The sequence below is a fragment of the Stenotrophomonas sp. a6 genome (genome assembly GCF_030913325.1).
In the GTDB taxonomy this organism is placed as follows: Bacteria; Pseudomonadota; Gammaproteobacteria; order Xanthomonadales; family Xanthomonadaceae; genus Stenotrophomonas; species Stenotrophomonas maltophilia.
Genome location: NZ_CP133161.1, coordinates 1,641,838 through 1,664,679, shown reverse-complemented (window position 1 = coordinate 1,664,679; position 22,842 = coordinate 1,641,838). Strand labels below are relative to the sequence as shown.

26 protein-coding genes are annotated in these 22,842 nt (G+C 66.4%); 6 read left to right on the top strand and 20 right to left on the bottom strand.

Going from position 1 to position 22,842, the window contains the following annotated elements:
- Nucleotides 1–124: 124 nt before the first annotated feature.
- The 3 genes from Q9Q79_RS07770 to rlmE all read right to left on the bottom strand — a co-directional run bounded on the left by Q9Q79_RS07770 (nucleotide 125) and on the right by rlmE (nucleotide 3,049).
- Nucleotides 125–310: a hypothetical protein gene (locus Q9Q79_RS07770; RefSeq protein WP_005409016.1), complete on the bottom strand. Its 186-nt coding sequence runs from the start codon at nucleotides 308–310 to the stop codon at nucleotides 125–127.
- Between the two features lie 102 nt (nucleotides 311–412).
- Entirely contained in the window at nucleotides 413–2,347 is a 1,935-nt protein-coding gene (ftsH, locus tag Q9Q79_RS07765) for an ATP-dependent zinc metalloprotease FtsH (RefSeq protein ID WP_005409015.1), read from the bottom strand.
- Nucleotides 2,348–2,416: 69 nt separating this feature from the next.
- Nucleotides 2,417–3,049 carry a 23S rRNA (uridine(2552)-2'-O)-methyltransferase RlmE gene (gene rlmE, locus Q9Q79_RS07760; protein ID WP_005409014.1) on the bottom strand — a complete coding sequence of 211 codons (633 nt, stop codon included), beginning with the start codon at nucleotides 3,047–3,049 and terminating at the stop codon, nucleotides 2,417–2,419.
- Between the two features lie 65 nt (nucleotides 3,050–3,114).
- On the opposite strand from rlmE, the gene yhbY reads away from it, so the two are divergent.
- Both yhbY and Q9Q79_RS07750 read left to right on the top strand, forming a co-directional pair.
- Complete coding sequence (gene yhbY / locus Q9Q79_RS07755; RefSeq protein WP_004152868.1) at nucleotides 3,115–3,420, top strand: ribosome assembly RNA-binding protein YhbY; 306 nt, start codon at nucleotides 3,115–3,117, stop codon at nucleotides 3,418–3,420.
- Between the two features lie 13 nt (nucleotides 3,421–3,433).
- Nucleotides 3,434–3,808 carry an Mth938-like domain-containing protein gene (locus Q9Q79_RS07750; RefSeq protein WP_005412930.1) on the top strand — a complete coding sequence of 125 codons (375 nt, stop codon included), beginning with the start codon at nucleotides 3,434–3,436 and terminating at the stop codon, nucleotides 3,806–3,808.
- A gap of 25 nt (nucleotides 3,809–3,833) precedes the next feature.
- On the opposite strand, the gene Q9Q79_RS07745 is transcribed toward Q9Q79_RS07750, so the two are convergent.
- From Q9Q79_RS07745 to surE, 5 genes are all read right to left on the bottom strand, one after another.
- Complete coding sequence (locus Q9Q79_RS07745) at nucleotides 3,834–4,325, bottom strand: hypothetical protein (protein WP_088431984.1); 492 nt, start codon at nucleotides 4,323–4,325, stop codon at nucleotides 3,834–3,836.
- 184 nt (nucleotides 4,326–4,509) lie between these two features.
- The gene (locus Q9Q79_RS07740) at nucleotides 4,510–5,301 is read right to left on the bottom strand and encodes a peptidoglycan DD-metalloendopeptidase family protein (RefSeq protein WP_076739961.1); all 792 of its coding nucleotides are present in this window, start codon (nucleotides 5,299–5,301) and stop codon (nucleotides 4,510–4,512) included.
- A complete protein-coding gene (locus tag Q9Q79_RS07735) occupies nucleotides 5,298–5,912 on the bottom strand; it encodes a YqaA family protein (protein ID WP_005409010.1) in 615 nt (204 codons plus the stop codon). The genes Q9Q79_RS07740 and Q9Q79_RS07735 overlap by 4 nt, the downstream gene beginning before the upstream one ends.
- Before the next feature lie 18 nt (nucleotides 5,913–5,930).
- Nucleotides 5,931–6,608: a protein-L-isoaspartate(D-aspartate) O-methyltransferase gene (locus Q9Q79_RS07730; RefSeq protein ID WP_005409009.1), complete on the bottom strand. Its 678-nt coding sequence runs from the start codon at nucleotides 6,606–6,608 to the stop codon at nucleotides 5,931–5,933.
- Nucleotides 6,605–7,384, bottom strand: a complete 780-nt coding sequence (surE, locus tag Q9Q79_RS07725; RefSeq protein ID WP_005409008.1) for a 5'/3'-nucleotidase SurE — start codon at nucleotides 7,382–7,384, stop codon at nucleotides 6,605–6,607. Before surE ends, Q9Q79_RS07730 begins: the two co-directional genes overlap by 4 nt.
- Nucleotides 7,385–7,593: 209 nt before the next feature.
- Between surE and Q9Q79_RS07720 the strand changes: the two genes are divergently transcribed.
- On the top strand, nucleotides 7,594–8,133 hold the full coding sequence (locus tag Q9Q79_RS07720; RefSeq protein ID WP_005409007.1) for a Smr/MutS family protein: 540 nt from the start codon (nucleotides 7,594–7,596) through the stop codon (nucleotides 8,131–8,133).
- 123 nt (nucleotides 8,134–8,256) lie between these two features.
- Here Q9Q79_RS07720 and truD read toward each other — a convergent pair whose 3' ends face one another.
- The 10 genes from truD to Q9Q79_RS07670 form a co-directional block, all read right to left on the bottom strand.
- On the bottom strand, nucleotides 8,257–9,288 hold the full coding sequence (gene truD / locus Q9Q79_RS07715; protein WP_012479726.1) for a tRNA pseudouridine(13) synthase TruD: 1,032 nt from the start codon (nucleotides 9,286–9,288) through the stop codon (nucleotides 8,257–8,259).
- Nucleotides 9,285–9,782 carry a 2-C-methyl-D-erythritol 2,4-cyclodiphosphate synthase gene (ispF, locus tag Q9Q79_RS07710; protein ID WP_005409005.1) on the bottom strand — a complete coding sequence of 166 codons (498 nt, stop codon included), beginning with the start codon at nucleotides 9,780–9,782 and terminating at the stop codon, nucleotides 9,285–9,287. Before ispF ends, truD begins: the two co-directional genes overlap by 4 nt.
- A gap of 34 nt (nucleotides 9,783–9,816) precedes the next feature.
- Complete coding sequence (gene ispD, locus Q9Q79_RS07705; RefSeq protein WP_005409004.1) at nucleotides 9,817–10,515, bottom strand: 2-C-methyl-D-erythritol 4-phosphate cytidylyltransferase; 699 nt, start codon at nucleotides 10,513–10,515, stop codon at nucleotides 9,817–9,819.
- Nucleotides 10,512–10,865, bottom strand: coding sequence for a cell division protein FtsB (ftsB, locus tag Q9Q79_RS07700; RefSeq protein ID WP_005412924.1), 354 nt, complete (start codon nucleotides 10,863–10,865; stop codon nucleotides 10,512–10,514). The genes ispD and ftsB overlap by 4 nt, the downstream gene beginning before the upstream one ends.
- Nucleotides 10,866–10,869: 4 nt before the next feature.
- On the bottom strand, nucleotides 10,870–12,162 hold the full coding sequence (gene eno, locus Q9Q79_RS07695) for a phosphopyruvate hydratase (protein ID WP_201861765.1): 1,293 nt from the start codon (nucleotides 12,160–12,162) through the stop codon (nucleotides 10,870–10,872).
- Nucleotides 12,163–12,258: 96 nt separating this feature from the next.
- A complete protein-coding gene (locus tag Q9Q79_RS07690) occupies nucleotides 12,259–12,588 on the bottom strand; it encodes a hypothetical protein (RefSeq protein WP_044569798.1) in 330 nt (109 codons plus the stop codon).
- Nucleotides 12,588–12,935: a hypothetical protein gene (locus Q9Q79_RS07685; protein WP_005412922.1), complete on the bottom strand. Its 348-nt coding sequence runs from the start codon at nucleotides 12,933–12,935 to the stop codon at nucleotides 12,588–12,590. Before Q9Q79_RS07685 ends, Q9Q79_RS07690 begins: the two co-directional genes overlap by 1 nt.
- Nucleotides 12,932–13,762, bottom strand: a complete 831-nt coding sequence (kdsA, locus tag Q9Q79_RS07680) for a 3-deoxy-8-phosphooctulonate synthase (protein WP_005408999.1) — start codon at nucleotides 13,760–13,762, stop codon at nucleotides 12,932–12,934. Before kdsA ends, Q9Q79_RS07685 begins: the two co-directional genes overlap by 4 nt.
- A gap of 89 nt (nucleotides 13,763–13,851) precedes the next feature.
- On the bottom strand, nucleotides 13,852–15,516 hold the full coding sequence (locus Q9Q79_RS07675; RefSeq protein WP_005408998.1) for a CTP synthase: 1,665 nt from the start codon (nucleotides 15,514–15,516) through the stop codon (nucleotides 13,852–13,854).
- 400 nt (nucleotides 15,517–15,916) lie between these two features.
- A complete protein-coding gene (locus Q9Q79_RS07670) occupies nucleotides 15,917–16,150 on the bottom strand; it encodes a hypothetical protein (RefSeq protein WP_005408997.1) in 234 nt (77 codons plus the stop codon).
- 172 nt (nucleotides 16,151–16,322) lie between these two features.
- Here Q9Q79_RS07670 and parE point away from each other — a divergent pair, with 172 nt between their 5' ends.
- The 3 genes from parE to Q9Q79_RS07655 all read left to right on the top strand — a co-directional run bounded on the left by parE (nucleotide 16,323) and on the right by Q9Q79_RS07655 (nucleotide 20,589).
- On the top strand, nucleotides 16,323–18,212 hold the full coding sequence (gene parE, locus Q9Q79_RS07665; protein WP_201861763.1) for a DNA topoisomerase IV subunit B: 1,890 nt from the start codon (nucleotides 16,323–16,325) through the stop codon (nucleotides 18,210–18,212).
- A 191-nt stretch (nucleotides 18,213–18,403) separates the two neighbouring features.
- A complete protein-coding gene (locus Q9Q79_RS07660; RefSeq protein ID WP_012479721.1) occupies nucleotides 18,404–18,982 on the top strand; it encodes a GNAT family protein in 579 nt (192 codons plus the stop codon).
- Between the two features lie 110 nt (nucleotides 18,983–19,092).
- Nucleotides 19,093–20,589: a S10 family peptidase gene (locus Q9Q79_RS07655; protein WP_005408994.1), complete on the top strand. Its 1,497-nt coding sequence runs from the start codon at nucleotides 19,093–19,095 to the stop codon at nucleotides 20,587–20,589.
- A 371-nt stretch (nucleotides 20,590–20,960) separates the two neighbouring features.
- On the opposite strand, the gene Q9Q79_RS07650 is transcribed toward Q9Q79_RS07655, so the two are convergent.
- Nucleotides 20,961–22,082, bottom strand: a complete 1,122-nt coding sequence (locus Q9Q79_RS07650) for an inorganic phosphate transporter (RefSeq protein ID WP_005408993.1) — start codon at nucleotides 22,080–22,082, stop codon at nucleotides 20,961–20,963.
- A 13-nt stretch (nucleotides 22,083–22,095) separates the two neighbouring features.
- Nucleotides 22,096–22,722, bottom strand: a complete 627-nt coding sequence (locus Q9Q79_RS07645; protein WP_004152833.1) for a DUF47 family protein — start codon at nucleotides 22,720–22,722, stop codon at nucleotides 22,096–22,098.
- Nucleotides 22,723–22,842 lie beyond the last annotated feature (120 nt).

Sequence of the window (22,842 nt, the reverse complement as noted above, 5' to 3'; positions counted from 1 at the left end):
CGCCCCCGCACTCCGACACCGCCCCGCCATCCTACGGAAAGCCCGCTGTTGCTGTTGCTGTTGAGGTTGCCGGCCAGCGGCCGGCACTACCACGGGTGCAGGGCGCAGCCCTGCCGACACCCCCTCAACGGCGGCGGCGCTTGCGGTCCACGTACAGGGTCTTGGCGATGCTCAGCACGATGCCGACCCCGATACCCACCACGCAGCCCAGCAGCAGGTTGTCGGCCCCCAGGCCCACACCCACGCCGACCACGGTGGCGATCACCATTTCGGCAGTGTGGGAAATCGGTTCGGGCTTCGGGGCGGACATGCGGGCTCCAGCGTCAGATCGGTTCTTCGGGATGGGCCAGTGGCCCGGAAACGACGAAGCCGGGTTGCCCCGGCCTCGTCTGGTGTCACCTGCAGCGGGCCGTCAGTGCGATTCGGCCGGGCCTGCGATCGGCGGCAGCGGACGGGCGTCGCCGCCCTTGTCGTTGCCGCCATCCTTGTTCGACTTGCTCCAGCCCGCCGGCGGCGGCGGATCGCGGCCTTCCATGATCGCGTCGATCTGCGGCGCGTCAATGGTCTCGTACTGCAGCAGCAGCTGCGACATCGCGTGCAGCTTGTCGATGTTCTCGGTCAGCAGCTGGGTCGTGCGGGCGTAGGCCTTGTCGAGGATGTTGCGCACTTCCTCGTCGATCCGGCGCGCCGTGTCGTTGGACACGCTCTTGTGCTGGGTGACCGAACGGCCCAGGAACACCTCGTCGTCCTCTTCGCCATAGGCGATCGGGCCGAGCTGCTCGGACAGGCCCCACTTGGTGACCATGTTGCGGGCCATCTTGGTGGCACGCTCGATGTCGTTGGAGGCGCCGGTGGTGACCTTGTCCTCGCCGAAGATCAGCTCTTCGGCGACGCGGCCGCCGTACAGCGAGCACAGCTGCGACTGGATCGCCACGCGGTTCATCGAGTACTTGTCGCCTTCCGGCAGGTACATGGTCACACCCAGCGCGCGGCCGCGCGGAATGATGGTGACCTTGTAGACCGGGTCGTGCTCGGGCACCAGGCGGCCGACGATGGCGTGGCCGGCCTCGTGGTACGCGGTCAGGGTCTTCTCGTCCTCGCTCATGGCCATCGAGCGGCGCTCGGCACCCATCAGGATCTTGTCGCGGGCACGGTCGAAGTGGTCCATGCGGACTTCCTTCTCGTTGCCACGCGCGGCGAACAGGGCCGCCTCGTTGCAGAGGTTGGCCAGGTCGGCACCGGAGAAGCCCGGGGTACCACGCGCGATCACCATCGGCTCGACGTCGTCGGCCAGCGGCAGCTTGCGCATGTGCACCTTCAGGATGTGTTCGCGGCCCTTCACGTCCGGCAGGCCGACCACGACCTGGCGGTCGAAGCGGCCCGGACGCAGCAGCGCCGGGTCCAGCACGTCCGGACGGTTGGTCGCGGCGATCACGATCACGCCTTCGCCGCCTTCAAAACCGTCCATCTCGACCAGCAGCTGGTTCAGGGTCTGCTCGCGCTCGTCGTGACCGCCGCCCAGGCCGGCGCCACGGTGGCGGCCGACGGCGTCGATTTCGTCGATGAAGATGATGCACGGCGCGTGCTTCTTGGCCTGCTCGAACATGTCACGCACGCGGCTGGCGCCGACGCCGACGAACATTTCCACGAAGTCCGAACCGGAGATCGAGAAGAACGGCACCTTGGCTTCGCCGGCGATGGCCTTGGCCAGAAGCGTCTTGCCGGTACCCGGCGGGCCCACCATCAGCACGCCGCGCGGAATCTTGCCGCCCAGCTTGGTGAACTTGGACGGGTCGCGCAGGAAGTCGACCAGTTCGCCCACTTCTTCCTTGGCCTCGTCGCAGCCGGCGACGTCGGCGAAGGTGACCTTGATCTGGTCTTCGCCCTGCAGCTTGGCGCGCGACTTGCCGAAGGACATCGCGCCCTTGGCACCGCCGCCACCGCCCTGCATCTGGCGCATGATGAACAACCAGAAGCCGATGATCAGGATGACCGGCAGGAAATTCATCAGGATCGCGCCGAGGGAAATGCCGCTGGACGGCTCCTCCTGCACGATCTCCACGTTCTTGGTACGCAGCACGTTGATCAGGTCACGATCGAACGGCGCGGTGATGGTGGACGACTGCCCACCGCGGGTGGTGTAGGTCAGCTGGCTGGTGCCGCCACGCATGTCGCCGCCAAAGGCGACCTTCTGCACGTTGCCGCTGTCCACCTGGTCCAGGAACTGCGAGTAGGACGCGCCCTGCGCCCCGGCCCCGGAGGACTTCGGCGAGAAGCTCTGGAAGACCACCATCAGCACGACGGCGACGACCACCCATAGCAGGAGGTTCTTGGTCAAGTCGTTCATCCTCATTGGCTCCGGTGTTCCTCTCAGTGCTGGCGTTGCGTTGGGGTCGAACTTGCGTACGTTGCGAGCTTACTTCATGTGGGCGCGTTTTCCCTGACCCAAGGCATACACCTCGGGAGAGCGCTTGCGCGACGCTTCCGGCTTGCGGATGGAGACCTTGTCGTACCGGCGGCGCATGTCGCGCACGTAGTCGTCAAAGCCTTCACCCTGGAACAGCTTGATCAGGAACGCCCCACCGGTCTTCAGGTGGTTGTCGGCAAAATCCAGGGCCAGCTCCGCCAGGTGCATCATCCGCGGCTGGTCGACCGCGCCTACACCACTCTTATTGGGGGCCATGTCCGACAGCACAAGGTCTACTGGCTGATCCCCGAGCATGGCTTCAAACTGCGATAGGACGGCTTCTTCCCTGAAGTCACCATGAAGGAACTCCACGCCGGCCAGCGGCGGCATGTCCAGGATGTCCAGCGCCAGCACGCGACCGGTGTCGCCGATCTGTCTCCGCACCTGCTGAGACCAGCCGCCCGGGGCGGCACCGAGGTCGACGACCACCATATGCGGCTTCAGCAACCGGTCACGTTCCAGCAGCTCTTCGAGCTTGTAGGCGGCGCGCGAGCGCATGCCTTCGGCCTGGGCCTTCTTCACGAAGGGGTCGGAGAAGTGTTCCTTGAGCCAGCGCTGGCTGCTTTTGCTGCGGGTAGCCATTGAAAATAGGGGCTGATGGGGTCCTCATGATACCCTGATCGCCCCATTCAACCGTGTTTTCCTGCATGTCCATCGCCCTGACCGCCTCCCAGACCCGTTTCCTGCGCGGCCAAGCCCACGACCTGAAGGCCCTGCTGCAGACCGGCGGCAAGGGTGTGACCCCGGCCTTCATCGCTGAGCTGAACGAAGTGCTGGAGCGCCACGAGCTGGTCAAGGTGAAGGTCGCTGCCGAAGACCGCGACGCCCGTGACGTGATGATCGGCGAGATCGTCGAAGCCACCGAAAGCGCGCTGGTGCAGCGCATCGGCCACGTCGCCGTGCTGTACCGCCCGAGCAAGGAACAGCGCCAGATCGTGCTGCCGCGCGGCTGATCGCCCTACTGCCATGCAGCTGAACCACGAACCGCCGGATTACGCCTATAGCCTCCGTGCCGCCGATGGCCGCTCGGCCAAGGTGAATGACCAGGCGCTGGGCAGCAGTTTCTTCCTGACCCCGGACCAGCTGGTCACGCAATGGCCGGTGGTGAGCGCCACTGCGCTGCAGCTGGCTGACCTGGAGCCGATCCTGGCGCTGAATCCGGCGCTGATCGTGCTCGGCACGGGTGACCGTCAGGTGTTCCCGCCGGCGGTGGTGATGGCCGCCTGCCTGTCACGCGGCATCGGTCTGGAAGTGATGAACAATCCAGCCGCCGCGCGCACCTTCAACATCCTGGCCGGCGAAGGCCGCAAGGTCGCCGCCGCCTTCATTCTGGAAGGCTGAGTTCGAGTCGCCGGGTGGCTCCCGGCTAGCTGCGCGAAGGTGTGCAGCGGAATGCCGAGAACGCCTTGAGCCGGCCAATCAGGTTGCCGCCCTGCCCCCAGCGGATATCCATGACCTTCCAGTCCCGGTCCTGCCGCTGCAGCAGGACCCGGTCGGTCCAGCGATAGTCGCCCACGGCCATGTCGACATGGATCCAGGTGGCGTCACCGCTCGATCCGGGCATTCCCACGGATATCGTTTCCGGTCGATCCGGCGCCAGCAGATACGGGCTCTGGTCCAGCATGTGCGGCTTTTCATCAGGCGCCGCCAGTGCGGTGCAGGCCTGTTCATATGCACGCTGCCCAGCGATGGCTGAGCGGAGGGCCTCACCCAGCAGCGGGGAAATGGCCGTTTCGTTCGACGTCGGTGCCTGGATGGCGTCGTAGAGGCGGGTGACCACGTCACGTGGATCGCTGCTGGCGGCGGCCGCCAATGGCGCGACGATGAGCAGCACGAAAAGGGCTGTTGGGCGAGACATGCGGCACCGGAGTGGGGGGGCCGTTGAAGCATGCCGCTTCCCTGGCTCGCCGGGAAGCTTGAGATGCGCCACTCATGGTCGCAAATGGCCACCCACGGCGGCCAGCGTACAGCGAGTCGAGCATGGCTCGACGCTACAGGTCGGCAACGCCGAGCATTGCCCGGCGCCACCCGATCCCACAGTCTCAACGCGCCGGCAGGTATTGCTGCGGGTCCACCGGCTTACCGTTGTAACGGATCTCGAAGTGGACCATGTCGCGGTTCGCACCGGTGCGGCCCATCTCGGCGATCTGCTCACCGGCCTTCACGCTCTGCCCTTCATTCACCAGGCGCTTGCGGTTGTGGCCATAGGCCGACAGCCACTGGTCGCTGTGCTTGATGATGATCAGCTCGCCGTAGCCAACCAGGCCGGCGCCGGAGTACACCACCACACCGTTGGCGGTGGCCTTGACCGGCTGGCCGCTGGTACCGGCGATGTCCACGCCCTGCTTGGTCGCGTCACCGGCCACGTAGCGACCGACGATCGCGCCATCGGCCGGCCAGCGCCAAGCGATGTTGCTCTTCACCGGACCCACCGGCGCCGGGGCCGGGGTCGATGTGGTGCTGCCGCCGCTGCTGCCACCCGAGCGTGGCGGGGTGACCACCGTGGTCGGCGCGCGGCCGCCGCTGGCACCGGCCGGATACAGTCGGATCACCTGCCCCGGATGGATGGTCGAGGGGTTGTCCAGGCTGTTCCAGGCAATCAGGTCGGCCGGGGTGATGTCATGGATGCGGGCCAGCGCATAGATGGTATCGCCCTTGCGCACCACCACGGTCTGCCCGGGCTTGGGCACCGAGGTCTTCGGCGTGGTCACACCGCCACCGGTGCTGCCACCACCAGGACGAACCACGGTTGCGGTGCCGCAGGCGGCCAGGGTGGAAACCAGCAACGCCAGCGCGCCGATGCGCACTCCCTTGCTCAGACGATCAGGATTCATGCGAACTTCGACCTCCATACAAGCCAGGCGATCAGCACCACCACCAACGCGGTGGCGATCCAGCCCAGCGGTTCAATCCAGCGACGCAGTGCCGCTTCAGCACGCGCACCACCGATACGGATGACCGCAGCCAGCACGAACACGCGCTTGCCGCGACCGATCAGCATGCTCAACAGGTACTGCGGCATCGGCACGCCGACGATACCCGATGCCCACGTGAAGACCTTCATCGGGATGGGCATGAAGCCGCCCAGCACCAGGAAGGTGAACACCGCCCACGGCGACTCGGCCATCTTGGCCTGCACGGTGGTGATGCCCTGCTCGATGGCCGGCAGCATGCCCAGTGCTTCGAACAACGGCTTGATCGCTTCGAAGGCGTAATGACCCAATGCATAGCCAATCAGCGCGCCGACCATCGAGCCGGCCAGACTGAGGGTGGCGAACCACCAGCCGCGTTTCGGCTGGGCCACGCACATCGGCGCCAGCATCACTTCCGGCATCACCGGAAAGATGATCGCCTCGAAGAAGCTCAACACCGTCAGGTAGGTCGGCGCGCGTTCGTGCGCCGCCCACTTCATCGCCCGCTCGTACAGCGGCCCGAAAATCTTCATGCAACCCTGCTCCGTGGATTAGTCGAGCATGCCGGACAGCAGCGGCACAAAGGTGACCGGCGCAAGCACGCGTTGTTCGATGCTGCCGTCAGCCCTGCGGTCCAGCTGCACCAGCGACTGCCCACCCGGCCCGCCGACCGGCGCCACCAGGCGGCCGCCCTCGGCCAGCTGCCCGACCAGTTCATCGACCAGTGCAGGCGCCGCGGCGGTGACGACGATGGCATCGAACGGGCCGTGCTCGGCCCAGCCCGCGCGGCCATCATCATGCTTGGTGCGGATATTCATGCCCAGCGCACGGAAGCGCTTGCGCGCCTGTCGCAGCAGGTCGCCGATGCGTTCGACGGTGTAGATCTCCAGGCCCAGCGCGCCGAGCACGGCGGCCTGGTAGCCGGAGCCGGTACCGACTTCCAGCACTTTCTTCGGCGAGACCTGCAGCACGGCTTCGGTCATGCGCGCCACCACCCACGGCTGCGAGATGGTCTGGCCGTGGCCGATCGGCAGGGCGGTGTCTTCGTAGGCGCGTGACGCAAGCGCTTCGTCGATGAACAGATGACGTGGCACCACCCGGATCGCATTCAAGGTCGACTCGTCGACGATGCCAGCCTCGCGCAGGCGATCGACCAGGCGGTCGCGCACACGCTGCGAGGTCATGCCGATGCCGACGGCTTCCGGTTGCAGGCGCAGGCGTGGACTCATGCCGGCTGGTCCAGCGCGGCGCTGAGGCCGCCGACCCAGCTGGCCACTTTCTCCAGTGCCTGGTAGCGGGTCAGGTCGACCTGGATCGGGGTGATCGAGATATGCCCGGTGCGCACCGCGTGGAAGTCGGTGCCGGGGCCGGAGTCCTGCTCACGACCGGCCGGGCCGATCCAGTACACCTCGTTGCCGCGTGGGTCCTTCTGCGCGATGCAGCCTTCTGCACGATGGCGGTTGCCCAGGCGGGTGACCTCGAAGCCCTTGACCTCGTTCCACGGCAGGTCCGGCACGTTGACGTTGAGGATGGTGTCAGCCGGCAACGGATCGGCCTTGAGCCGGGCGACGATCTCCACCGCAGCGCGCGCGGCGGTCTCGAAGTGTTTCGGATCGTGGTTGCGGGTAACCAGCGAGACCGCCACCGCCGGCAGGCCGAGGAAGCGACCTTCCATCGCCGCCGAGACGGTGCCGGAATAGATCACGTCATCGCCGAGGTTGGCGGCGTTGTTGATGCCGGACACGACAATGTCGGGTTCGAACTCGAGCAGCCCGGTCAGCGCCAGGTGCACGCAGTCGGTCGGGGTACCGGCCACCGAGACGGTGTAATGGTCGATGCGCTTGAGGCGGATCGGCAGGTCCAGGGTCAGCGAATTGCTGGCGCCGGAGCGATCGCGGTCGGGCGCGACCACCGTGACTTCGTGACCGGCCTCACGCAGCACCGAAGCAAGCATCCGGATGCCTGCGGCGTCGACGCCATCGTCGTTACTGACCAGGATTCGCATCTTCGATTTAACCGCTTGATTTTCCAAGAATTCGATTCCATCACCGTGCAGTGTGGGCGGGACCGTCGTACTCCCCTGCGGAAGCCGTCGACCCTGCAAGGGCATCGTCTATTGTGCCGCATGCGAGCCGCCGGTCCTACCCTGCCGGCGGTCACGGCCGACATCGAACCGTCATAGGCAGACCTGCGCCAGCGGTTTACCCTGTGCGCATGTCGCACCCTGAAGACGAAGATCCGGCCGCGTTGTTCCGCGCGGCCATCGGCGAAGTGACGCCGCTGCGCAAGGATGCCGAGCCGGCACCGGCTGCGCCCCGGCCGAAGCCGCGCGCGCGCATGGCCGAACGTGACGAGGCCGAAGCCGCCGGCGAGTTCGCCCGGCTGCTGCGCGACAGCACGCCATTGGAAGCCGGCGACGTGGCCAGCTATCGCCGCGACAACCTGCCACCACGCCTGTTCCAGCGCCTCAAGCGTGGCCAGTATTCGGTGCAGGACGAACTGGACCTGCATGGCGCCACCGCCGCGCAGGCCGAGACGCTGCTGCGCCAGTTCCTGCTGGAAGCCCATGCACACGAGTATGGCTGCGTGCGCATCATCCACGGCAAGGGATTGCAGTCCGACGGCGGTGCACCGGTACTGAAGAACCTGGTCGACCGCCTGCTGCGGCTGCGCAACGACGTACTGGCATTCCATTCGGCGCCGACCGGGCAAGGCGGCACCGGCGCGGTGCTGGTGCTGCTGGCACGGCGCTGAAAAAGGGGGACGCCATGAGTCCAGGTAGAGTCGACTGTCAGTCGACTGCTCTTCCAGCGGCAAGCGAATACCCCGCGCTGCGCGCGCAAGTCGACTGACAGTCGACTCTACCGCGCGCCCTGCTCAGGCCTGCGAGGCGTCTTCGACCGGGCCGAGCTCGTGCAGTACGGCGGTGGCGTAGCAGCCCGGCGGCAGCGCGAACGATAGCTCCAGCACGTCATCGCCCAGCCACTGGTGCTGCAACAACGCGGGGCGCAGGCGCAGCGCGCGGCGCTCCTGCTTCAGGCGCGCGTCTTCCAGCCCGGCCCGCAGTGCCTTCGATTCCTCGTCGTCGAGCGCGGCCAGCTCCAGCTCGCGTGCCGCTTCGGTGCTGCGCAGCTCGCCTTCACCCCACAGCGGTGCGCTGGGATGGATGTCGAACCGCGCGAGGCGCTCGGCCAGCACGTCGGTGTACGGCTCCGGGCCGAACACGCTGCGGCTGCCGTCCAGCATCCACACCTCGCCGTCCAGTGGCTGATCCCAGTTGCCCTGCTCCACGCGCGCAGCCAGCACGCGGTTGAACAGCGCCGATCGGGCGGCAGACAGCAGCAGTGAACGCTGGTCCTTGCGCATGCGGCGGCCACCGAACATCGCCAGTGCCGCCGGCACGTTGCCGCCATCGCGGCCAAAGCGCTGCTCGCCAAACCAGTTCGGCAGGCCGCGCCCGGCAATCTGCTGCAGGCGTTCGCTGATCGCCGTGGCATCGCCCTGCACCTCGCGCAGCACCAGCTTGAAGCGGTTGCCGGCCAGTGCGCCACGCTGCAGCTTGCGGTTGTGCCAGGTCGCTTCGAGCACTTCGATCTCGTCACTGGCCAGCTCGGCCAGGTCCGGCGCAATGCGCTTGGGCAGGTGCACGCTGAAACGCTGGGTGGTGACCGCGTGGCGGTCTTTCATGCCAGCGTAACTCACCGCCATTTCCGGCAGGCCCGCCCACTTGGCCAGCACCTTGGCCACATGCACGGTGTTGGCACCGCGCTTTCGGATGTGCAGCAACAGGTGCTCGCCTTCGCCGGTGGCCTCGAAGGCCGGCAGCTCGTCAACCTGGAAATCGTCTGGCGTGGTGCGGATGCGCGCCGTCAACAACGGCGCACCAAATGCCAACGGCAGCGGAATCATGCCGCCACCAGCAACACGACCGCCTGTGCGGCAATGCCTTCACCACGGCCGGTGAAGCCCAGCTTTTCCGAGGTGGTGGCCTTGACGCTGACTGCATCCAGCGGCAACTGCAGCAGGCCGCCGATGCGCTCACGCATCGCCAGCGCATGCGGGCCAACCTTCGGCCGCTCGCAGATCACGGTGATGTCGGTGTTGCCGACGCGCCAGCCGCGCTCGCGCAGCAGGCTGTCGCAATGACGCACGAAGTCGCTGCTGTCGGCGCCCTTCCAGCGGTCGTCACTGGGTGGGAAATGCTGGCCGATGTCGCCCAGCGCAAGCGCACCGAGCATCGCATCGCACAAGGCGTGCAGGATCACGTCGCCATCGCTGTGCGCAAGCACGCCACAGCTGTGTGGAACGTTCACGCCGCCAAGCATGATGTGATCGCCTTCGCCGAAGGCATGGACGTCGTAGCCCTGGCCGATGCGGACGGGCGGGAACGGTGCGGTGCTCATGGATGCAACCCTTGCAGCAGGGCCACGCGGGCGGTCAGCCGGCGCGGCGGGAAAGTACGAATTCGAACCGGTCCAGATCGGCCGGGGTGGTGACCTTGAAGTTGTCCTCGCTGCCTTCCACCAGCAGCGGGCGCTGGCCCTGGCGCTCCATGGCCATCGCCTCGTCGGTGACTTCAACACCGGCGGCAGCGGCGTCGGACAGCGCGCGGCTGAGCTGATGGCGGCGGAACAGCTGCGGGGTCAGTGCACGCCAGAGGCGCTCACGCGGCTCGGTGCCATCGATGCCACCGTCGTCGCCTGCACGCTTGAGCGTGTCACGTACCGGTGCGGCCAGGATCGCCCCCACCGGGTCGGTACGACCGACTTCAAGCAGGCGGCCGAGATCGGCCGGCGACAGGTTCGGCCGCGCGGCATCGTGGACCAGTACGAACTCATCAGCGCGCACCGTCTCCGGCAGCGCCTGCAGGCCAGCCAGCACCGAAGCGGCACGGGTCGCGCCACCGATGCAGGTCAGCACCGGCTTGCCCGCCCACTCGTTCCAGCCGGGCCAGTCGGCGTCGTCCTGGCCGATCACCACCATCGCCCCGGCCACGGCCGGGTGCGCCAGCAGGGCGTCCAGGGTATGGGCAAGCAGGATCTGTCCCCCTGCCTGCAGGTATTGCTTGGGCAACGGCGCGCCGAAGCGGGTGCCACGGCCCGCAGCCGGAACCACGACCCAGATGGCCGCACTCATGGCACGTCCGCCGGGTGGTCGCCAACCTGCGCACTGACACCTGCCGCAGGCTGCGCCGGGTGGACCGGCGCATCCTCGACCACACGATAGAACTTCTCGCCGGGCTTGATCATGCCCAGCTCGCTGCGTGCGCGCTCCTCGATGGCGGACTGGCCTTCCTTGAGGTCCTTCACTTCGGCAGCGAGCGCGTCGTTGCGCTGCTGCAGACCCTCATTGTCCCGCTCCTGGTTGGCGACCTGGGCTTCGAGCATCATCACTTCGCCCGAATTGCCCGGACCGAACCAGAAGCGGTACTGCAGCCAGCCCAGCAGCAGGGCCAGCACCAGCAGCATCCAGCGCCAGTCGCGCATCGGCTCAGCGCTTCAGCGAAACGAACGCGTCACGACCGGCGTAACGCGCGCCGGCACCGAGGGCTTCCTCGATGCGCAGCAGCTGGTTGTACTTGGCCACGCGATCGCTGCGGCACAGCGAACCGGTCTTGATCTGGGTGGCGGTGGTAGCCACTGCGATGTCGGCGATGGTGGTGTCTTCGGTTTCGCCCGAACGGTGCGAGACCACCGCGGCATAACCGGCGCGGTCGGCCATGGCGATCGCTTCCAGGGTTTCGCTCAGGGTGCCGATCTGGTTGACCTTGATCAGGATCGCGTTGGCGGTGCCCGAGTCGATGCCTTCCTGGAAGATCTTCGGGTTGGTCACGAACAGGTCGTCACCGACCAGCTGCACCTTCTTGCCGATGCGGTCGGTCAGCAGCTTCCAGCCAGCCCAGTCGTTCTCGGCCAGGCCGTCTTCGATCGTGATGATCGGGTACTGCGCGGCCCAGTCGGCGAGGAAGTCGACGAACTGCTCGGAGGTCAGGCGCTTGTTCTCGCCGACCAGGTTGTACTTGCCGTTCTCGAAGAATTCGCTGGAGGCGACGTCCAGGCCCAGCAGCACGTCTTCACCGGCGGTGTAGCCGGTCTTGCCGATCGCTTCAAGGATGGTGTCCAGCGCTTCGACGTTGCTGCGGAAGTCCGGAGCAAAGCCGCCTTCGTCGCCGACCGCCGTGCTCAGGCCGTGGCCCTTCAGCACCGACTTCAGCGAATGGAAGATTTCGGTACCGGCACGCAGCGCTTCGGAGAACGAGGTGAAGCCGACCGGCAACACCATGAATTCCTGGAAGTCGACGTTGTTGTCGGCGTGCGCGCCGCCGTTGATGATGTTCATCATCGGCACCGGCAGCGACGGGGTCACGCCGGTCCTGGCGGCCAGGTACTGCCACAGCGCCTGCTTGTTCGATGCGGCGGCGGCGTGCGCAGCGGCCATCGAAACACCCAGCAGCGCGTTGGCACCCAGGCGGCCCTTGTTCTCGGTGCCGTCAAGGTCGATCAGGCGACGGTCGAGGCCGGCCTGGTCGGTGGCCTCAAAGCCCTTCAGCGCGGCGGCAATCGTGGTGTTGACGTTGTCGACGGCCTTGCGCACGCCCTTGCCCAGGTAACGGGTCTTGTCGCCGTCACGCAGCTCGACCGCTTCCTTGGTGCCGGTCGAGGCGCCGGAGGGAACCGCGGCACGACCGAACGAACCGTCCTCCAGGATGACTTCGGCTTCCAGCGTGGGGTTGCCACGACTGTCGAGGATTTCACGGGCGTGGATGCTGCGGATCGTGCTCATGGTCGGACCGGTTACCTGTCTGGAGAGGGGGCGACAAAACGAATGCCGCGTGATTATCCCCGGCTGCCCGCCACTTGCCAAATGGCGTGGGCGGCTTCAGCCCCAGCTGGACCCGATCACGATCAGGACCATCGACACCAGCATCACCAGCAATGCACCAGCAACCGCCGCCAGGATGGGGCCACGCCGCCGTCGCCAGGCCAGCACCATCGCCACCGGGCTGCCCAGGAAGGACAGCACCATCGTGACCAGTGCGCCCAGCAACCACCACTGCGTGGCCTGCACGCCGTTGTTCCCGTCCCCCGGCGGCCGGAAACCGGCGGTGAAGGCCAGTACGCCCACCACCAGGGCGATCCAGGTCAACACGGACAGCCCCAGGGCGATCAGGCCCCAGGGCCAGCCTCGCGCCGATGTGGTCGCATTCATCAAAGCACTCCGTAGAACAGGGCGCCGAGCCAGAGCGAGAGCAGGATGATCGCCAGGCCAGCGGCCACCTTGCCGCGATTCAGCCTCCAGGCCTGCACAGCAGCAGCGACGCATCCCACTGCACCGAGCAGCTCTGCCACCAGCAGCGCAATGAAGTACGCCCGCAGATCGAGTGCGCTGCTGCCATCACCCGGCGGCCGCACGGACGCGGCACCGATCAGCACCAGCCCGAACATGCCTACAGTGAACAGCACGGCCAGGCCCAGTGCAATCAGGCCCCATGGCCACTGTTTCCAATGCCGGCGGCGGCGCTGGGTTTCCAGCGCCAGCCACGGGTCACGACTCACGCGAAGCGCGAGAAGCCGTGCTTCTTGGTCACTGCGTCGAGTTCCATCAAGGTCTCAAGCAGTGCTTCCATCTGGTCCAGCGGCCACGCATTGGGGCCATCGGACAGCGCCTTGGACGGATCCGGATGGGTCTCGGCGAACAGGCCGGAGATGCCCACCGCCACGGCGGCACGCGCCAGCACCGGCACGTGCTCGCGCTGGCCACCGGAACTGGTGCCCTGCCCGCCCGGCAGCTGCACCGAATGGGTGGCGTCGAACACCACCGGGCAACCGGTGTCGCGCATCACCGCCAGCGAACGCATGTCGCTGACCAGGTTGTTGTAGCCGAAGCTGGCACCACGTTCGCAGACCATGATCTGCTCGTTGCCGGTGGCCTTGGCCTTCTCCACGACCGGCTTCATGTCCCACGGCGCCAGGAACTGGCCCTTCTTGATGTTGACCGGCTTGCCGGCCGAGCACACCTTGCGGATGAAGTCGGTCTGGCGGACCAGGAACGCCGGGGTCTGCAGCACGTCCACCACCGAGGCCACTTCGTCCATCGGGGTGTATTCGTGGACGTCGGTAAGCACCGGCACGCCGATCTGCTTCCTGACCTCGGCCAGGACCTTCAGGCCCTCTTCCATGCCCGGGCCACGGAACGCGGTGCCCGAAGTACGGTTGGCCTTGTCGAAGCTGGACTTGAAGATGAAGTTGACGCCGAGCTTGTCGGTGACTTCCTTCAACTTGCCGGCGGTATCGAGCTGCAGCTGCATCGACTCGATCACGCAGGGGCCGGCGATCAGGAACAGGGGCTGGTCCAGCCCGACCTCGAATCCACACAGTTTCATGGCGTTTCCTTGTTGTCCGCAGCACCGGCCGGGCCGGTGCGCTGGGGGTTGAAGCATGCAGGATGGGGGCCGAAGCCCCCATTCACAAGTCAGGCGCGCGCTTCGGAAAGCAGCTTGCCGCCGGCCTTGCGCTCGCGTGCGGCGCGGATGAAACCGATGAACAGCGGATGGCCGTCACGCGGCGTGGACAGGAATTCCGGGTGCGCCTGGCAGGCCAGGAACCACGGGTGCGCGTCGCGCGGCAGTTCGACCACTTCCACCAGGGTGTCGTCCATCGACTTGCCGGCGATCACCAGGCCGGCATCTTCCAGCTGGGTGCGGTAACGGTTGTTGAACTCGTAACGGTGGCGGTGACGCTCGGCGACGACGTCCTTGCCATACAGCTCGCGGGCCAGCGTGCCCGGCTTCAGGCGCTGTTCCTGCAGGCCCAGGCGCATAGTGCCGCCGAGGTCGCTCTTGTCGTCGCGCTTTTCCACGTCACCGGTCGCGGTGCGCCATTCGGTGATCAGGCCGATCACCGGGTTCGGCGACTGGCGGTCGTTCTCGGTGCTGTTGGCACCTTCCAGGCCGACCACGTTGCGCGCGTAGTCGACCACGGCCGCCTGCATGCCGTAGCAGATGCCGAAGTACGGCACCTGCTGCTCGCGGGCGAACTTCGAGGTCAGCACCTTGCCTTCGAAACCACGGTCACCGAAACCACCCGGCACCAGGATGCCGTCGACATCGGCCAGTGCGGCCATGTCGGTGCCTTCCAGGTCCTGTGCTTCCAGCCACTTCAGGTTGACCTTGGTGCGCTGGCGCAGGCCACCGTGCTTGAGGGCTTCGCCGACCGACTTGTAGGCATCCTGGTGATCGACGTACTTGCCAACCACGGCGATGGTCACTTCGTCCAGCGGATGCAGGGTCGCGTCGACCGCGTCTTCCCACATCGACAGGTCGACCGGGCCGGCCTTGTCGGCCAGCTTCAGCTGGTTGACCACGATCTCGTCCAGGCCCTGCGCGTGCAGGCCCGACGGAATGCGGTACAGCACGTCCACGTCCGGCACGCTGATCACCGCGCGCTCGGAGACGTTGGTGAACTGGGCGATCTTGCGGCGCTCCGAATCCGGCACCGCCTGCTCGGAGCGGCACAGCAGCACGTCCGGCTGGATGCCGATCGAGCGCAGCTCCTTCACCGAATGCTGGGTCGGCTTGGTCTTCAGCTCGCCGGCGGCGCCGATGTACGGCACCAGGGTAAGGTGCATGAACAGCGCCTTCTCCGGGCCACGCTCGGTGCGCACCTGGCGGATCGCTTCCAGGAACGGCAGCGACTCGATGTCGCCGACAGTACCGCCGATCTCGACCAGCGCCACGTCGTAACCTTCGGTGGCTTCATCGATGCAGCGGCGGATCTCGTCGGTGATGTGCGGGATGACCTGCACGGTCGCGCCCAGATAGTCGCCACGGCGCTCCTTGCGGATCACGTTCTCGTAGATGCGGCCGGTGGTGACCGAGTTCTTGCGGCTCAGGCGGGTGCGCACGAAGCGCTCGTAGTGGCCCAGGTCGAGGTCGGTCTCGGCGCCGTCGTCGGTGACGTAGACCTCACCGTGCTGGAACGGGCTCATGGTGCCCGGGTCGACGTTGATGTACGGGTCGAGCTTCATCATCGTGACCTTCAGGCCACGGGCTTCGAGAATGGCGGCCAGTGACGCAGCGGCAATGCCTTTGCCGAGCGAGGACACCACGCCGCCGGTTACGAAAATCAAGGGAGTCATGGCTGCAAGCATCCTGTCTGGAAATGGAAAACGGCAGCACCACGCACACCCGGAGGGCGGGCATGGAGCTTGAAGGGGGTTTTCCGGTTCGCTGGGGCAGCGAGGGAGGTGCTAGGCCGTGCGGCGGCATGCGCCGGACGGGGACCACCCTGCGAGGTCGGGGCGGCCGTGCCGGTCAAATCGACCGTCACCTGCGACCCGCATTGCTGGCGACCACGCATGGCCGTGCCAGCCCATTCGCAAAGGGTGGACACGCACTTACTCCCGGAAAGCCATAGTTTACAGATTGATGGCCGCCAACCCAAGGGGCAGTTGCGGCCATCACCCAAAAGAAACGCCCCGCTGGGCGGGGCGTCGGGGGGCGAATCCCTTGCGGCAAGGGCTTCGGAGGGCGGAAGAATTACTTCTTCTTCCGCGCCTCTTCTTCCTCTTCCTGCTGCGGGGCCGGCTGGCCCTGCGCCTTCATTTCGGCATTGGCCTGGGCGCGGCGCTTGGCCTTGGCATCGGCTTCGGCCTGCGCCTTGTCTGCCTGGCCACCCTGCTGCGGGGCCGGCTGGCCGGCGTTCTGCGCCACCACCAGCGGCACTGCAACGGCGGCAGCGGCCAGGATCGCAATGGTCAGCAACTTCTTCATGAGGTCCTCCTCGCGGTATGGCTTGGATGTTTCGACCCAACGGGGGTCGCCGGCATTCAGATTCCAGCGGCTGCCATTTTACCCCCTCTGCGTCGCCGAGACTGAACCGCAGGCGTGCAAAATCCCGTGCCAGACCCCACACTTGCCCGTCGCTCCAAGCTTTCGAAGACAGATGAACGCCCGCTATAACGCCGCCGATATTGAAGTCCTGTCCGGCCTTGACCCGGTCAAGCGCCGTCCCGGCATGTATACCGACACCGCGCGCCCGAACCACCTGGCGCAGGAAGTGATCGACAACTCGGTGGACGAGGCCCTCGCCGGCCACGCCCGCTCGATCGAGATCACCCTGTACAAGGACGGCAGCGTGGAGGTCAGCGATGACGGCCGCGGCATGCCGGTGGACATCCACCCGGAAGAGAAGATCCCGGGTGTCGAGCTGATCCTCACCCGCCTGCATGCGGGCGGCAAGTTCAGCAACAACAACTACACCTTCTCCGGCGGTCTGCATGGCGTCGGCGTCAGCGTGGTCAATGCGCTGTCGACCCTGGTGGAAGTGCACATCAAGCGCGAAGGTGCCGAGCACCGCATCACCTTCCGCAACGGCGACCGCGCCACGCCGCTGGAAGTGGTCGGCAGCGTCGGCAAGAAGAACACCGGCACCCGTGTGCGCTTCTGGCCTGACCCGAAGTACTTCGACACGCCCAAGTTCGCGGTGCGCGCGCTGAAGCACCTGCTGCGTGCCAAGGCCGTGCTGTGCCCGGGCCTGACGGTCAAGCTGACCGATGAGGCCACCGGTGAAGTCGACACCTGGTACTACGAAGACGGCCTGCGCGATTACCTGAAGCTGGAACTGGGCGAACGCGAATCGCTGCCGGCCGACCTGTTCGTCGGCAACCTGAAGAAGGACACCGAGGTGGTGGACTGGGCCGTGGCCTGGCTGCCGGAAGGCGAGCTGGTGCAGGAAAGCTACGTCAACCTGATTCCCACCGCCCAGCACGGCACCCACGTCAACGGCCTGCGTACCGGCCTGACCGAGGCGCTGCGCGAGTTCTGCGACTTCCGCAACCTGCTGCCGCGCGGCGTCAAGCTGGCCCCGGAAGACGTGTGGGACCGCGTGTCGTTCGTGCTGTCGCTGAAGATGACCGATCCGCAGTTCAGTGGCCAGACCAAGGAACGCCTGTCCTCGCGCCAGGCCGCCGGCTTCGTTGAAGGCGCCGCCCACGATGCCTTCAGCCTGCTGTTGAACCAGAACGTCGAGCTGGGCGAGAAAATCGCGCAGATCGCCATCGAGCGCGCCAGCGCACGCCTGAAGACCGAGAAGCTGGTCGTCCGCAAGAAGGTCACCCAGGGCCCGGCCCTGCCCGGCAAGCTGGCAGACTGCATCAGCCAGGACCTGTCGCGCACCGAGCTGTTCCTGGTGGAAGGTGACTCGGCAGGCGGCAGCGCCAAGCAGGCCCGCGACAAGGATTTCCAGGCGATCATGCCGCTGCGTGGCAAGATCCTGAACACCTGGGAAGTCTCGTCCAACAGCGTGCTGGCCTCGGAGGAAGTACACAACCTGGCCATCGCCATCGGCTGCGACCCCGGCAAGGACGACATCAGCAGCCTGCGCTACGGCAAGGTCATCATCCTGGCCGACGCGGACTCCGACGGCCTGCACATCGCAACGCTGCTGACCGCGCTGTTCCTGAAGCACTTCCCGGCACTGGTCGATGCCGGCCATGTGTTCGTGGCGATGCCGCCGCTGTTCCGCATCGATGTGGGCAAGCAGGTGTTCTATGCCCTCGATGAGGAAGAAAAGCGCTCGATGCTGGACAAGATCGAACGCGAGAAGATCAAGGGCGCCATCAACGTCACCCGCTTCAAGGGCCTGGGCGAGATGAACCCGCCGCAGCTGCGCGAGTCGACCATCCACCCGGATACGCGCCGCCTGGTACAGCTGACCGTGGACGATGGCGAGCAGACCCGCTCGCTGATGGACATGTTGCTGGCCAAGAAGCGCGCGTCCGACCGCAAGGGCTGGCTGGAGAGCAAGGGCGACCTGGCCTCGCTGGAAGTCTGATCCCGGCACGGGGTCGGATCCCTTTGTGGCAAAGGGCTCTGACCCGGTTGCCCGGTAGTGCCGGCCGCTGGCCGGCAACCTCGACTGCCGGCCAGCGGCCGCCATTACCGGCTCATGCGCCCTTGGCATTACGCCGCCATCGGCAAACCCGGCGGCGGCATAATGCGCGTCCACCCGTGTGGACCATCGTATTGGCCAGCCACTCGCTGCTGTTTCCCGCCCTGCCGCTGCACAGCGCGCGGTTGGTGCTGAGCCCGATCCGCCGTGACGACGCGGCCGCGCTGTTCGCGCTGCAATCCAATCCGGACGTGATGCGCTGGTGGAACCATCCGGCCTGGACACGACCGGCCGAAGCCCGCGAACAGATCGACGACGACCTTGCCGCGCACGCGATCGGCACCCAGTTGAAGCTGGCCTTGCGCGAATCACCCAACGGCCCACTGCTGGGCGTCTGCGTCGCATTCGCCATTGATCGTGAGGCCATGCGGGCCGAGATCGGCTATCTGCTGGCGCCCGACCGCCAGGGCCAGGGCTACATGCATGAGGCCCTGCAGCAGATGCTGGGCTATCTGTTCCACACCCTGCACCTGCACCGCATCGAAGCCGAGATCGATCCACGCAACGTACCCTCGGCACATGTGCTTGACCGCCTCGGCTTCCACCGCGAGGGGGTGCTGCGCCAGCGCTGGCGCATCCAGGGCGAGCTTTCGGACTCGGCCGTCTATGGCCTGCTGGCCAACGACGAAGCGGCAGCCACCCTGCCCGTTTGATCCAATCTGGCCGCAAGCCGCTGCAGAACGTGGCCATGCCTTTGGACACATACGGCATGGCACTCCACCGGCCTAGCATCGGACCCCCCTTCCGCTGCCGATCCGGTGCCATGAAGTCCCTGCTGCACACTGCCGCGCTCTGCGTCGGCCTGCTCATCGCCCCCACCAGCGTGCTGGCCGCGCCCGCCGCTGACACCAAGCCCGATTCGAAAGACGACAGGACCGACGCGCCTGCGCTGCCTGCCGATGCGTCGGCGCGCCAGAGCATGCGCCTGGCCGGCCGCACCCTGGACTACACCGCCACCGTCGGCACCCTGCCGGTGCGCGATGAGAAGGGCAAGGTCATCGCCGATGTGGTGTTCACTGCGTACACGATGCCGGGCAAGGACCGGCCGGTGACGTTCGCGCTCAATGGCGGCCCCGGTGCCTCGTCGGTGTACCTCAACATGGGCGCGATCGGGCCCAAGGTGGTCACCTTCGGTTCGGAAGGCGACAGCGCCTCGGCGCCCGCGACCCTGCATGACAACCCGGGCACCTGGCTGGATTTCACCGACCTGGTATTCATCGATCCGGTCGGCACCGGTTTCAGCCGCGCGCGCATCGGCGATGACGAGGCGAAGAAGCAGCTGTACAACCCCGGCGCCGACATCGAGTACCTGTCGCGCTCGATCTACGACTGGCTGCTGCGCAACCAGCGCATGGCGTCACGCAAGTACCTGACCGGCGAAAGCTACGGCGGCTATCGCGGCCCGCGCATCACCCATTTCCTGCAGACCCGGCTGGGCGTGGCGATGAACGGCCTGGTACTGGTCTCGCCGTACCTGAGCCCGACGCTGGAAGACAACGCCGACGTCTCGCCGATGGCATGGATGCAGACGCTGCCGTCGATCGCCGCGGCGCACCTGGAGCGCCAGGGCAGGCTCACCGACGCGGCAATGCGCGAGGTGGTGGAGTACACCCGTGGCGATTACGCCACCGCGTTGATGAAGGGCCGCAGCGATCCGCAGGCGACCGAGGCGATGCTGCGCCGGGTGACCGAGCTGACCGGGCTTGACCCGCAGTTCGTGCGCCGTGCCGGTGGCCGTCTTGAAACCCAGGCCTACCTGCGCGAAGTATTCCGCGACAAGGGCACGCTGGGCAGCCGCTACGACTCCAATGTGACCGCGTTCGATCCATTCCCGAATGACCCGGAGCAGCGCGCCAATGATCCGCTGCTGGACAGCATCATTGCGCCGACCACCACGGCGATGGTCGACTTCGTGACGCGCGTGGTCGGCTGGAAGGTGGATGCGCGCTACCAGGCGCTGAACTACGACGTGAATCGTCTGTGGGACCGCAACGGCGAGCTGCGCCAGGGTGCGGTGACCCAGCTGCGCCAGGCGGTGGCGATCGATCCGCATCTGCAGGTGCTGATCGTGCATGGCTGGAACGACCTGTCGTGCCCGTTCATGGGCTCGATCCTGACGGTGGACCAGATGCCGGCGATGGGCAGCAACCCGGACCGGGTGCAGGTGCGGAGCTATCCGGGCGGGCACATGTTCTACAGCCGGGCGGACAGCCAGGCGGCGTTCCGGAAGGATGTGCAGGCGCTGTTCCAGCGCAATTGAGGGGTTCGGCCGGGCCTGCGGCCCGGCACCCGCCGGATCAACGGCAACGGCAACGGCAACGGCAAAAGCAGGGTTTCCGTGGGCTGGCGAGGTGGGGTGGGGTTGCTGGACACGCCGTAAACCCGTCCCTGGGGGCTCGATGGCGCCATCCATGGCGCCAACGGTCCTGCACCCCCCCCCCACCCCGCCGCTGACAGGTTCCTGCTGCTGTTGGTGGGTGCCGACCGTTGGTCGGCACGGGATCGGATCCCTGCTTCTGCTCTGGTAGGTGTCGACCTTGGTCGACACGATGTGTCCGGAAGAATTCTCTGCCCATGAAAAAGCCCGCCGGATATCGGCGGGCTTTTTCGTTTGCAACCCTGGCGTGGCGATCAGGTCCAGCCGAACAGCTCGAACAGCTTCAGGATCAGGTACGCACAGCCGCCGGCTGCCGGGATGGTCAGGATCCAGGCCCAGACGATGCGTTCGATCACGCCGAACTTCAGCGAGCGCGGGTTCTTGGCGAAGCCGACGCCCATGATCGCGGTGGAGATGCTGTGCGTGGTCGAGACCGGCATGCCGAAGTGGGCGGCCAGGGTCAGGATGGTGGCCGAGCTGGTCTCCGCGGCGAAGCCGTGGATCGGGTGCAGCTTGACCATCTTGTGGCCCAGGGTCTTGATGATCTTCCAGCCGCCCGAAGCGGTACCGGCGGCCATCACAACCGCACAGGTCAGCACGATCCACATCGCGATGCCGTCACCGGCGTGGGCGTCCGGGTGCATGAAGGCCAGCCAGGACGGCAGGTCATCCAGTGCGCCGGTGGCCTCGGCACCGATCAGGGTCATGGCGATGATGCCCATGGTCTTCTGCGCATCGTTGTGGCCGTGGGCGAAGCCCATGTAGGCCGCCGAGGCGATCTGGGCCTTGCCGAAGAAGGCATTGACGATGCGCGGGCGGGCCAGGCGACCGATGGCGCCACCGATCCTGGCCAGGCCGGCGATCAGGCCCCACAGCAGCACCATCACCACGATGCCGAGCAGGAAACCGGCGATCGGCGAGGTGATCATCGGCACGAACACCTTCCACAGCAGGCCCTTGTTCTGCGCCCAGCTGCCCAGGCGCTCGGACCAGATCAGGGCGTCCCAGTTGTTGTGGGCCGCCGCCAGGCCGGCGCCGCAGAGGCCACCGATCAGCGCATGCGAGGACGAGGACGGCAGGCCCTTCCACCAGGTGATCAGGTTCCAGATGATGCCGCCCAGCAGCGCGCACAGGATCACCTGCGGGGTGACCTCGACCACGTTGGTGTTGAGCAGGCCCGAAGCGATGGTCAGCGCCACCGCGGTGCCGGTCAGCGCACCGATGAGGTTCATGAAGGCGGCCAGCATCACCGCCCAGCCGGGCGAGAGCACCTTGGTCGCGACCACGGTGGCAATGGAATTGGCGGTGTCGTGGAAGCCGTTGATGAACTCGAAGACGAGTGCGGCCAGGATCACCACCAGGACAAGGGTCAACATGCGGCGGCGTCCGTCAGCTGTTCTTCAACACGATCTGGTACGCAACCACGCCGGCCTCGCGGCAACGGTCGATGGCCTTTTCCAGGATCTCGAAGAATTCCTTCAGCAGGAACATCTGCAGGTTGTCCAGGCGGCCGGAATAGATGTCGCGGTACAGCTCGAGCATCAGGCGGTCGGCCTCGTTTTCCAGCGAGCGCAGCTTCTCGTTCAGCGCGGTCATCCGGTCCAGGTTCATGTGGCGCAGGTCGGCCACCATCTCCACCACCACGCCGGCGGCCTGTTCCAGCATCGCCGCGCGCGGCGCGAAGTCGATGTGCTCCAGGTGGGTCGTGGCCAGCGAATAGCGATCGGCGAACTTCTCGATCTGCTTGGGAATCTTGTACAGGGCCGAGCCCAGCGCTTCGATGTCTTCGCGCTCGATCGGGGTCATGAAGCTGTCCACCAGCGCCTGGCTGATCTTGTCCGAGGCCGCGCGCTCGCGCAGGCGGGCCAGCTTGAAGGCGTCCAGCGCGGGCTGGCGGTCGGCCTCGCGCAGCATGGAATGCAGCGCCTTGGCGGCGTCGGAGGCCGCGACGGCGGCCTCATCGAGCAGGGTGTAGAACTGTTTGCCGGAACCGAAAATGGTCTGCAGAGAGAACATTGAGAAACCTGTCAGCCGTCGCGGGAAGGACGGCACCAGACGGAATTATGACGGCTAGATGACCATCACGGGTATCCCCGCCCCCTTTCCGGGGCTCGGAACCCTGAACCTGAACAGGCG